Below are 12,354 nucleotides of genomic sequence, written 5' to 3' on the forward strand. Positions count from 1 at the left end.
GGTGAAACTCATGAACAGTATCACTTTGGCGTTTATGAATTTGGCGTGTTTTAATTAGTGTTTAAATGCTAAACAATCGGTTGGAATGCCGTTAAGGTATCTAACATTGCACCGCTGCCTAGGCCTTGCCTAGGGGCAACGCTAGCAAACTGACCTTGCTCACCATGTAAAGCCATATAATTAAGCAATACCGTATCAACTAATAAATTCACATTATTCGCCGATGGCGCAGAAGCAGTATCCACTGAAGCATCACTGCGCATAAAGCCAATTTGCTGGTGTCGAGCCATTTGCTCAGCGTCCGCACCCATTAATTGTGGACGGCCACTTGGGTTGTACACTAAGAAGAATGACGCACCTGTTGATGAATTATCACCAGTCCATTCACCTTTGCCACGACCATCTTCTGAATCATCAATACGGCCATTACTGGCCACAGAACCATCACTGAAAACATACATCATTAGAGGCATATTGCGTCTAGCTGCGTACTCTAAACACGCACCCATGCAACGACCAGCTCTCAAATCACGTAACTCACCTGTACCGCGCTCACCAGTGTGATAATCAAACCCGCCCATTGTCACAGTGCCCGCACCAGCATAGCCATTAACGACGAGTTTCATAATAGAGGCCGTTTTCTGAAACTCTGACTCACTATCAAACTCGTTTATGGTGAAAATGCCACCAGGACCGACAATGTCAGGGTCAAGTAGCGGGTTCAGTGTCGATGGATCGCCAAATCTATCTGCTAAATCTGCACTTTTAACGTAACCACAATTAACTAAATCTTTAATGACATCATCACGGGTTACTTGTGTATTAACTGCAGCCATTTTCTGCGCACTAATGCGCTGAATACTTTCCATTACAGTCACTGCATCAGATTGAGATAATAGGCTAAATAAGTCACCTACATCGACTAAACCAGTGACGTCTGATGGTCTATCAATTTTGGTTGGTCTTTTAGATAAGTCCATAAAATTGCTGGCAGCCATTGAGTTACCACCGGAATCTGTATTGCGCGATCCAATCAATGGCATTAAAGATCCATCAGCACCCGTAGCTGCAATAGCATACATAGGATTGTGTGGATTATTACCAGTATCATTGTCTGAACGTGAAGGGATCACTGCACCATTAATGCGTGTTGCTGTTTCAGGGGAAACTTTTTCAAGTATCCCTCTTAAAAACTGAGAGTCAGAATGAAAGGCTAAACCGAGATCGGTATTAATAAAGTCTGACATGCCCACGGTAGGATTGGCAATTGATGGTGCCATATCACCAGGCAAACCAAGTTTGTTATATCCTGCCGTGGATAGAAAGTCTTGCTGACCACCTGCACCACCGACCAATACATTTGACCCCGCAATGTTAGCACCGCCGGCTAAATCAAAACTGATAAATGGAATTTTGCCTGCACCTTGTACATTAATGCCACAGCTATCCCGTAGTGCTTCTAAGTCTGGTGATAATGAAGCTTGCGCATCAGTTGGATTAGCAAACAAACTGAATAATGAAGCACCTGCTACGACCTGCCCGCCCTTACATAATCCACTGGCGATAAATTCACGTCGAGTTAACGGTTTTCTGTGATCAGAAAATAACAAAGGCGCATCTAGATGTAGTGATTTACGCTTAGTCATAGTGGCTTCCTTGCATACATTTTATATTTTTAATCGTTTTCAAGTTCATCATTACTGCACCATCATGACTGCACTGGCTAATACGGCTGCACAGCTTGATTTAGCGATTGTTGCAGTTCGCTCAGCATCGCAATTTGTACCGCATTGAGATAACTTACCAACTAAACTATCTAACTCGCTATATACCTCAGACTTCACAGGTTGCGTAACCAAATCAAGCGGCATCATTTGATCGATTAATGGATTGAGTAAATTTCCACGTTCTGTAGTTGAAAGTGCCACCGCAGGTGTTTGACTAAAATCAACATCTGGTAACCAAGTAGTACGAATAACGTTATCTTCAATTGCACTATCACAATAAGCGATGGCTAATTGCGTCACCCCCATTTGATGTGCAGAGATGAAAGTGTCAATATTTTCAATGCTCGGCAATTGTCGCTTTACCAATTGATAAGTATCAAATACTTTTGTTGTTTGCTGATTAACACCGGTCAATACACTCATACTGTGGTTTATTTCAGCAAAATTACGTATACCGATATGCGATGTTTCAGTTGATGCCGCTACTGGAGCAGGTGTCACAACCTCACCAGGAATACGCACATTAGTGTGTTGCCCTAATTGCTCAAACGTTAAGAAAAATTCATCTTGATTGGCACCTTTTTCTAAACCAATGATGGTACCTAAATCAGAAAATAAATATGGTTGCTGTAATGCCTGACCTGACATAACCGTCATATCAACATTGGCATAAGATTGGCCTTGAACACTTTCTTTACCATTCATGCCAAGCCTTAGGCCTTGCATAATAAAGTTTTCAGCCACAGCACTACCATTGATGTTGACTAACGAAGCGCCACTGAATAGATAGCTATAGTTATCAAACTGGCTGACTTCGAACATCACATATGTTTCAGGTAAGTCAATTAAATGGCTGATAGAGAATAATAGGAAGAACTTTTCTCCAACACCCACATCATAATTTTGTTGGATTTGTTCTGGCGCTAACTCACGATTAAATATAGCTAATAATCGTACGTCACCCTGCCACACATTTTGATTGGACGCTTCCCTACCTAAAATAAGTGCAAAGGTATCGTCCCAATTTGTTAATGGTGCGACATCTTCATCAACAACATCGATAAGTTGACCATTAACATACATTTTCCGACCAGTTTGCGCATTATAGGTCAGCACTACATGCTGCAGCGTTGCCTGAAGCACTTCATCTGCATCAGGCGAGCTTAATGCTGGATCACCATTATTGGAGGACGTACTAGTACGTAACATAAAATCATAGTTATATAAGGTTTGACCCAAGGTAAAGTTACGCTCAGTATCTCCAGCTGAATATGTCACTATTCTTGCAGGCCCTTCTTGCACAACGTTATTGGGTGTAACCCAAGCTTCAACACTAAATTCATTTGTTGCAGTAATAAGATCATAAAGCTTTTTGCTGCTGGCTGTACTCGCCTGTGCTTTAGCATTGTTAAAGGTTAACCCCCAACTACCCAGCCATTCATAATCTCCTGTTAAAGCCAAGTTAGCCGCAGGAGATATTCCTGAAGTATCATAGGCTGTACTACCTGTGCCAGCCTTAAATTGATACAAAGCAATCATATCCGTTTCAAAACGCCCACCACTAGACGCAGTTATACCATCAGTCAGTCTTAGAGAGCGGGAAACCACCATTTCTGGTGATATCTCATCCAGTTCAATGCCATCACTTAAAGCATTTACACCCGCTAGCATTTCTTGGCTATTTTGCTGACAATTACTCCAACAGTTATGGAATTCACTGCCTAAACGAACGACCAGCCTTGACTGTGCAGGTTCATCGAGATTTATCACTTTTTTAGCTGATTCATAAGCTTGGGTAATATCAGCACTAGCAAAGAAAGGGGACTGTGCAAAATCAGCACTTTCACTATGACATTGAGAACAATATTGGCTCACTATAGGGTATACGTGTTGGCTAAATAAACTACTATCAGATGGGAAGTTCTTACTAGCACCCGGTTCACGTATCACTGGCGCGACTAACTCAATCGTATTGGCTGTACTAACACGATCATCAGCCCAAAGCTTGATCCACTGCGCCATGGTTTCGCCACATGCAATGTCACTAGCAAGCCAACAATTATGCCCACCAGCAACCTTCTCTACTAAACGTGATGCACTTGGATCTGACAAATCAACCAATGGCATGGTCGCCGCATAAGCATCATTTACGTCATTTCGACTAGCAAAATAAGGTGCTTGAACCCCTTCAGTGTGGCAGGCGCCACATTTATCTTGGGTGGACATATTATCCCAAAGCGACACTTTGTATTTTTGGATATCTTCGGTGGTAGGTGCAGGCCCGGTGTATTCATTTGTACCAGGATCTATCGGTGGCGGCGGGTTTTGTTCTACATCACCACCGCCACAAGCTGTCAAACCAGTAATGAGTATACTTAACAACCAAATTTTTGAAGAATATGTTTTCATGATTATTCTCCCATACAGTAGTTGCCGACTTCAGCAAATACACGTTTCAGTTGATAACCACTTTGTTTAAATTGCGCAGTTGATTGTGCTATTTGTCCCAGATCTTCATTGGATTCTGCATCTCTGAAACAAATACTCTTAAACACTTTCTTCACCTGACATTGTGCAAAGGCGTCGCTATTTGCCAACTCTTGACCAAGTGACTTAGCCCCTTGGCCTTCACCTGCTAATGATTGATCCCACCCAAGACGCTGGTTATCACCTTCACGCCAGTAATTGCTCCAATTATCGTCTTTAGTGACATAACCATAGGGAAAAGTGGTTGCATTCAAATGATACTTAGCTTGTACACGTGTGCCGGTAACAGGATCTATCTGGCCACTTTGGTTATAGCTGATTGCTCCAGAATCACCTTGAGGATCGGCATCGCGGTCAAATTGGTATTCATAATATGCAAATGCTTGAGCCAATGGGTCCATACCGGTATGGCAACCGATACAGTTATTTAAAAACAAACGACTATCTCCACCAGGGCTTCGACTCACGTCTTGCCTAATTCTATCTGAGGGCAAACTGGTATCTTTTAACGGTTCTAAATCGGTACACAAATGATTCATTAACGTGAACCGTAGCATGGCTCTATTTGTGCCAAGGTAAAAGAAAGCTTTTGCAGCAGCGCGACTGGTTAAAACGCCTGCAGTAGCATCTGCGGGCAATCCCGAAACACTGGATTGACTGGTAGGTTCAAGGTGAGCTTTTAAATCAACAAATCTGTCTTCCAGTGCTTGGTAGTGATCATTGTTATTTCTGTTGTATGCGGGCAGGTTTAGTGATGCATTACCAACGTAAACGGTATCAGATTGCAGAATTTGGCGAAAATCGACATCATCTCGAACCATGCCAATAACAGTTGCTGAATAATCATTCAACGGTTCAAACACATCTTGATCGATATTTGTCCAAGGGCTGGCAAATAACTTTAAGGTTGTTGAGTAAAACGCTGGCGACTCCATTGCTATGTAAGCAGCTTCTATTGGTTTATTTTGCTGGAGTAATACAGACATGTCTTGCAATATCTGTTCACTTGCTGGAACACCCGCTAACCTATCGTGTAACTGCTTAGCTTGCTCTAGATAGCCTGCATTTACTTGAAAACTTAATGCAGCGAATGAACTGGCTAATAAGATATATGACGCGATCTTATTAGCGCGAGATTTAAAAACCTTTCTGTTTGGATTCATTGTCAGACTTTGCACCGTATAAAGAACGCGCTTCATACTGTCTCCTTGTCATCTCATCTCTAATACACAACCTGATTGAATCTGTTATTTAGCATAATAATTCACTCAAGGTGTTGACGAGTTCTTATTGTAATTATCTGCTCCTTCGTTTGACTTACGAAGAAACATTTTTATAAAAAAAGTATTGAAACACTGCGTCTACATGGCAATAATGTCAAGAAATATTACATTTCAGACATGTCATATTAACAATTATAATAACGAATTAAGGATGATTAATGACGCGGTCTAAAGCGGATAAAGCACTGTTATTGTTAAATATTGCTTTACTTTCAGCTTGCGATACTGAAACAGCGATCCGAGATCAACAACCCGATCCCGTTTTAGTTGAGTACCCAGTCGTTTACATTCAACGTAGCTTAAATACTGACCAATCAATGTCAGAATTAATCCCACCTCAGTTTGAGCTGCGTAATCCCGCCAGATTTAATCCCGGTGCAAGTTTACATATAAAACAGAATGCATTTGCCGATGCCATAGAACGTAACCTAACAACCGGCCTATTTTCTGAAGTTCAAGTTTCAGATGAAGAAACCGCTGAGCCTGCAATAGATATCCGCGATCTCAGTGTATCGGATGATGGCATGTCATTTTTAGTGTCGATTCGCGCACCCGAAATAGAAGATGCTGAAGAATCAGAACAGCCTACTTGGAATATATGGCGGTACGATCTTGCCACTGATCAATTAAACAGAGTGATCACATCAGATAATGTCGCTGCACAAGGGCAAGATTTGATGGCTAGCTTTTTACCTGATGGTCGAATTCTATTTGCATCGACCAGACAAAAGCTATCTCGTGCTATTTTACTTGATGAAGGTAAACCGCAATATACCGCCCTTGATGAACAACGGGACCAATATACCTTCAATATTCATGTAATGGATGAAGACGGTTCAAACATCGAACAACTCAGTTTCAATCTCAGTCATGATTTTTCTCCGCTGGTTCTTCAAAACGGCAAAATCCTTTATAGCCGTCTCGATGCAATGGGTGGCGATCATGGCATTAATTTATACATCATGAATCCTGATGGTACTAATAGCCAATTAGTGTTTGGCTGGCATTCACATCAAGTTGCATTTGATGGTCAAACTTCGGCGCTAGATTATGTTGGCACTCAGCAACTTCCTAATGGTGATGTATTCATGCTATTAACTGGCGATGATGATACTGCTTATCAAAAACGCCCTGTCACCATCAACATCACTGACTTTATTGATAATGAACAACCGAGTTTACAAAGTAATGTAGATGGTAATGCAATAAACGATATAGCGTTTGAAAGTTATGATTTTAACTTTTCTCCTGAGTTATCTTCACAAGGCCGGATTACCCATTTATTTCCACTGCCAGATAATAGCCAACGCTATTTACTTAGCTGGGATTTATGTAAAGTCATAGTAGAGGAACAAGTCCGCAGTTGTGGTCAATTATCTGCTGAGCAATTAGCTGACGAGAATCTTATTCAGGCCCAGGCTAATTTCGAATTATGGCTGTATGATGACCAAGAAAATACTCAGCAATTAGTGACAACCCCTGAAGAAAATAATGTTTTAACTGAATCCATCGTTATGCAGCCAACTTTATATCCTAAAGCTTTTATCGCCGATAAAGTCGTCGGGGATGGCTTGGATGCGCAAATGGTCGATCAACTTGCTGGAGCAATTCATATACGCAGCGTTTATGATTTTGACGGCCAAGATGCTTCAATTTCTGCAGATAATCCAGGTGGGTTCCAACAATTAATGGACCCATTACAAACCCGCGCACAAGAACGACCCGCTCGCTTCTTACGGGTTATTCGTGGCGTACCTATGCCAGATGATGACGTCCGCGATATACCCAATACGGATTTTGGTCGTAGTAATAATCAGTTGATGCGCGAAATTGTCGGTTATACACCGATTCAACCAGATGGTTCAGTGCAAGTTAAAATTCCGGCTAATGTCCCTGTCGCCATCAGTATATTAGATATCAATGGCCATCGTATTGGAGGCCGACATCAACAATGGTTTTCAGTCAGGCCGGGGGAAACGCTGCAGTGTATTGGTTGTCACACAGCCAATAGTACCCTTCCTCACGGCAGAGTTGATGCACAGGCCGAACCAATCAATATCGGCGCAACTTCAGCAGCACCATTTCCAAACACGCGCGATATTATTGTGCCAGATATTGGTCAGACTATGGCACAAGCGCTTGCTTCTTTAGAAGGCATTGCAGAGTTATCCAGTGATTTAGTTTATACAGATAAATGGACACCTGCGTCTTCCACGCTTAATCCTGATTTAGCACATCGTTATTCAGCGCTATTATCTGCAGCCCCCAACGGCAGTGACTGTTATACGCAATGGAATGCCTATTGTCGTATTCAAATTAATTATCAAGAACACATCCAACCTATCTGGGATGTTCAGCGGCAAACTTTTGATGAAATAACGGGTGAGTTATTAGTCGATAACACTTGCTCCACTTGTCATAGTCGCGCAGATGCTGATGGTGTTGCACAAGTGCCAGCTGGACAATTGGAGTTAGTGGCAACACCTTCAACAGATGAGCCTGCACACTATACAAGTTATCGAGAATTGTTTTTTAACGATATTGAGTTAGAAGAAGTTGAAGGCATATTAGTTGATCGATTAATCGTGTTGCTCGATGCCGATGGCAATATCGTTTATCAAGTTGATAGCGATGGCGAGTTAATTCTGGACGAAAACGGTCAACCTATTCCAGTAATGGTCACAGTACCAGTCAATTCAATTCTTCGAGTTAATGGCGCGCGTGCAAGCAGTGCATTTTTCAATGTCATGCAAAACGACACTCACTTGGGTATTTTGAACAACCATGAACAGCGCTTAATCTCTGAGTGGCTTGATATTGGTGCGCAGTATTACAACACACCATTTTATGTTGAAGAGTAACAAGGCTAATTTTGCAAATTAGCCTATTAACGGACTAACTAATAATAACAGGACAACATGACAGCCATTAAACGAATCATATTCATCAGCTTTTTGATGATATGTAGTCAAACGGCATGCGCTGAAACAATCGATATCACGATTAGTGCACCTTACATTGAATTGCATTCCGGCCCAAGTGCTGGCTACCCTATTGTACATGTCATTGAAAAGAATGAACAAGTAACTGTTTTACTCAAGCGTACATCATGGTTAAAAGTAAGAGATAAACGCGGTGTTGAAGGCTGGTTTCATGAAGATAAGTTAACAGGCTTTTCGCTTGCTGGTGAAACCGTTGTTGATGAACAAACCAATAAATACCACTACCCCGAACGAGACTATGAATTCGGTGTTTTTTATGGCGATCTTGAAGGCGCTAATTATTACAGTCTTTATGGTGATTATGCTTTCACCGATGTCTTTAGCGTAGAAATTTCTACGGCAAAAGCGTTCGGGAAAATTTCAGATAGCGATGTATATCAAGGCATGTTCTATGCCCAACCAAGACCAGATTGGACTGTTATTCCTTATATCGGCGTTGGTGGCGGCATGATTAAAATTAACCCTCATAGTGTTATCGCTGACTCACAATCACGACAACATACACTGATGAGCGCTGCTGCAGGTTTGAAATACCATCTGGCACGTAACTTTATTGTCCGTGCCGAATATCAATTATCACTCGCCCTGACTGACAGAGACGAAAACGAAGAGATAGAAACATGGAAAATCGGTTTCAGCGTATTCTTTTAAGCGCTATATGTGCCCCTATTTTATTAGCAGGGAGCAGTTTTGCTTCATTTGCAAATGATGATGTCAATGTCAAAGCAGATGTTGAACGACGTCAAGTATTTGATGATGTATTAGATACTGAAAATTGGGAAGTAGGCATTAAAGCAGGTTTGATGTCCATTGAAGACTTCGAATCTAGTTTATGGGTAAGCGCACATTTGGGTTATCACATCACCGACAGTTTTTATGTGAAAGCAAGGTATGCTCAAGCAAAAGCTGGCGAGACAAGTTTTGAAAAATTGACCAATACAGCGCCACTACTCACAGATAAAGAGCGTGAACTGAGTTATTACGGTCTTAACCTTGGTTATAACTTTTTCCCTGGTGAGATCTTTTTCAGCAAGAACACCGTTTATAACAGTGTATTTTCAATTGAATTAGGTGGAGGTAGCACTGATTTTGCTGGTGATGATCAATTTACTGTCGATATCACAGCCAACTACCGAGTGTTCTTTACAGATTGGATAGCGTGGGACATCAGCATGAGTGATTATTTGTTTAATACAGAGGTCACTGGTTCTTCAAAAACCACACATAACCTTACTTTTGCAACGGGTGTTGCTTTTTATTTCTAAGACAAACAAATTTTACTTCTAAGACAAACTAGTAATGATATTTTCGTTTAAAAGGATGTTTATGTTTCAGTCAAAAACTATCGCAATTGCAATGAGTGCAGCATCATTATTGGTCAGTTCTTTTTCGTTTGCATTGTCTCCTGGTCAAGTTGCACCCGATTTCACATTAAAAAGCATGCAAGGGCAAAACCTTAACCTTGCTGAGCAACGCGGCGAGATTATCATTATTAATTTTTGGGCTTCATGGTGTGGACCATGTCGTAAAGAAATGCCCGTGTTGCAAAAGCTGCAAGATAAATATCAAGATCTTGGCGTTCAAGTATGGGGTATCAATGTTGAGCAAGATAATGAAGCTGGGCGTAATTTCTTAAAAGGATTAGATTTAAGTTTCCCTATCCTATTTGATGCAAGCAACACCCTGTCAGAAACCTATGATGTTAAAGCGATGCCAACGACCGTGATTGTCGATCGCGATGGCAATGTCCGTCATGTTTACTATGGCTACCAAGATGGATATGAGAAAAAGTATGCCAAAGCCATTAAACAACTTATCCGAGAATGACATGAGAGCTTCTATTATGAACAAATATAAGCGTACCAAATCAGCCCTATTATTCTCTGCTCTTGTCAGCTGCTTTTTACTCTCTGGTTGCTCAAGTTTATCGTTAGAACCTTGGGTGAAGCCTTATGAAAGACAAAACTTAGCTGACCCTATTATGAAAATGGGTCGTCACCCTATCGCTAATATGCATATTGCTCACGTGTTAGAAGGTCGAGAATCAGCAAGAGGTGCAGAAGGCACTGGCGGAGGTGGTTGTGGTTGTAACTAAGCTAAAAAAGTACATGCACAAATCAATTAACCTCATAGCAATGGCAACAGTGTTATGCCATTTACCCGCTATTAGCGCAGTGTTAGATCCAGATCGTGCTGATGTGCTTTACCATAGCTATCAAGGTGGTGGAATGACCATTGATGGCCCATCCGTTTTAGTCAGAAAAAAAACCTCAGAATCTGTTGCTGTAACGGGTTATTACTATTTAGATTCTATCTCATCAGCATCTGTAGATGTAATAAGTACTGCAAGTCCTTACACTGAGACACGCCATGAAGGACAGCTTGGTCTTGAATACTTACACAACAAGACAATGATGACACTTAATCTGCGTCAAAGTAGCGAAGATGATTACCTTGCTAAATCATTTAGTGTCGGGGTTTCACAAGATACTTTTGGCGACCTCACCAATTTAAGCTTAGGTTTTTCTTACGGTGATAATGAAATTAAACGAAATGGTGATGACAATTTTCTAGAAACCAGTGAGCAATATCGTATACGCGCAGGTGTAAGCCAAATCATTACCCGCAATATGACCGCAGCATTAAATTTTGAAGCAATTTCTGATAAAGGATATTTGAATAATCCATACAGAACTGTGCGTTATATTGATAATAATCTTCCATCTGGAGTTGGCTATCAACCGGAAGTCTACCCAGAAACCCGCAACTCATTCGCAACTAAGCTTTCAACCAGTTACTTCTTGCCCTATCGTGCGGCATTGTTTCTACACTATCGTTACTTCACAGATAGTTGGGAAATTGATGCAAGCGACATAGAGCTCGGCTATCGCCATCCAATTGGTGAGTCACTTGAGTTGGAATTTAAGGTTAGATATTACCAGCAAACACAAGCAGAATTTTACAGTGACTTGTTTCCTTACAAAGATGCACAAAATTACCTAGCCCGTGATAAAGAACTCAGTGACTTTAATGATATGACCTATGGCATAGGTATTACTTACACACTACCGAGTTATTTATCTATTAGCGATTGGCCTTCAGAAGCTTCATTACAATGGGATTATATTGATTTTAAATATAATAACTTTCGCGATCCTACTGCTGAAGGAGGTGTCGGTAATGAGCCTTTTTATCAATTCTCAGCCAATGTTGTTCGCGCTTTTTATAGTGTTTATTTTTAATCTTATTTCATGCATTTAAAGGATTAACCATGCATCGCATTTATCACTCTTTACAGGCAATTCGTATGAATATACCTATGGCACCTTTTAAACGTTTTGCCATCATGACAGCAATGTTGAGCATGATATTCGGATCACCGGCTTATGCTAATGATGAAAAAGCACAAACGTTAGCAAATGAATTAGAAGACATTAAAGCGCAGGTTCTCAAACTCAACCGAGATTTGTTTATCCTTGAGGAAGATTTACTGTTCCCTGCTAGTACACAAGTGGGTGTGTTTGTTTCTGTCGATATCGGTAAGTTTTTTAAACTCGATAGCGTCGAGCTTAAACTCAATGATGAGAATGTAGCAGGTTTTTTATATACAGAACGTCAACGAATCGCACTAGAACGCGGTGGCATTCAACGAGTATATTTAGGTAATTTAAAAACGGGTCAGCATCAACTCACCGCCATTTTTACAGGCAGGGATTATGAAGGGCGCGATGTTCAACGTGCGGTAACCCACATGTTTGATAAGGATGATGAAGCTGTGATGTTGGAGCTACAACTCACTGACACTGAATCATCAATGCGCGCAGATATTGTTGTTGAGCAGTGGGAATTGTGATC

10 protein-coding genes are annotated in these 12,354 nt (G+C 41.1%); 7 read left to right on the plus strand and 3 right to left on the minus strand.

The window, feature by feature from the left end:
• Positions 1-68 precede the first annotated feature (68 nt).
• Genes ACHUGF_RS06185 through ACHUGF_RS06195 form a run of 3 tightly spaced genes read right to left on the minus strand, consistent with a single transcriptional unit; the run spans position 69 to position 5,413 of the window.
• Positions 69-1,646 carry a hypothetical protein gene (locus ACHUGF_RS06185; RefSeq protein WP_394129919.1) on the minus strand — a complete coding sequence of 526 codons (1,578 nt, stop codon included), beginning with the start codon at positions 1,644-1,646 and terminating at the stop codon, positions 69-71.
• Positions 1,647-1,697: 51 nt separating this feature from the next.
• Positions 1,698-4,136, minus strand: a complete 2,439-nt coding sequence (locus ACHUGF_RS06190; RefSeq protein ID WP_394129920.1) for a LamG domain-containing protein — start codon at positions 4,134-4,136, stop codon at positions 1,698-1,700.
• 2 nt (positions 4,137-4,138) lie between these two features.
• The gene (locus ACHUGF_RS06195) at positions 4,139-5,413 is read right to left on the minus strand and encodes a hypothetical protein (protein ID WP_394129921.1); all 1,275 of its coding nucleotides are present in this window, start codon (positions 5,411-5,413) and stop codon (positions 4,139-4,141) included.
• A 242-nt stretch (positions 5,414-5,655) separates the two neighbouring features.
• Here ACHUGF_RS06195 and ACHUGF_RS06200 point away from each other — a divergent pair, with 242 nt between their 5' ends.
• The 7 genes from ACHUGF_RS06200 (at position 5,656) to ACHUGF_RS06230 (ending at position 12,352) form a co-directional block, all read left to right on the plus strand.
• The gene (locus ACHUGF_RS06200) at positions 5,656-8,358 is read left to right on the plus strand and encodes an HzsA-related protein (RefSeq protein WP_394129922.1); all 2,703 of its coding nucleotides are present in this window, start codon (positions 5,656-5,658) and stop codon (positions 8,356-8,358) included.
• A 57-nt stretch (positions 8,359-8,415) separates the two neighbouring features.
• Complete coding sequence (locus ACHUGF_RS06205; RefSeq protein WP_394129923.1) at positions 8,416-9,150, plus strand: SH3 domain-containing protein; 735 nt, start codon at positions 8,416-8,418, stop codon at positions 9,148-9,150.
• Positions 9,120-9,764 (plus strand): outer membrane beta-barrel domain-containing protein, encoded by a 645-nt coding sequence (locus tag ACHUGF_RS06210; protein ID WP_394129924.1) that lies wholly within the window; start codon positions 9,120-9,122, stop codon positions 9,762-9,764. The genes ACHUGF_RS06205 and ACHUGF_RS06210 overlap by 31 nt, the downstream gene beginning before the upstream one ends.
• A gap of 61 nt (positions 9,765-9,825) precedes the next feature.
• A complete protein-coding gene (locus ACHUGF_RS06215; protein ID WP_394129925.1) occupies positions 9,826-10,326 on the plus strand; it encodes a TlpA family protein disulfide reductase in 501 nt (166 codons plus the stop codon).
• Between the two features lie 16 nt (positions 10,327-10,342).
• The gene (locus tag ACHUGF_RS06220; protein WP_394129926.1) at positions 10,343-10,594 is read left to right on the plus strand and encodes a DUF4266 domain-containing protein; all 252 of its coding nucleotides are present in this window, start codon (positions 10,343-10,345) and stop codon (positions 10,592-10,594) included.
• A 13-nt stretch (positions 10,595-10,607) separates the two neighbouring features.
• Positions 10,608-11,741, plus strand: a complete 1,134-nt coding sequence (locus tag ACHUGF_RS06225; RefSeq protein ID WP_394129927.1) for a DUF3570 domain-containing protein — start codon at positions 10,608-10,610, stop codon at positions 11,739-11,741.
• Between the two features lie 29 nt (positions 11,742-11,770).
• Positions 11,771-12,352 (plus strand): AraC family transcriptional regulator, encoded by a 582-nt coding sequence (locus tag ACHUGF_RS06230; RefSeq protein ID WP_394129928.1) that lies wholly within the window; start codon positions 11,771-11,773, stop codon positions 12,350-12,352.
• The last annotated feature ends 2 nt before the right edge of the window (positions 12,353-12,354 follow it).

The organism is Shewanella maritima, assembly GCF_043643735.1.
Lineage (GTDB): Bacteria > Pseudomonadota > Gammaproteobacteria > Enterobacterales > Shewanellaceae > Shewanella > Shewanella maritima_A.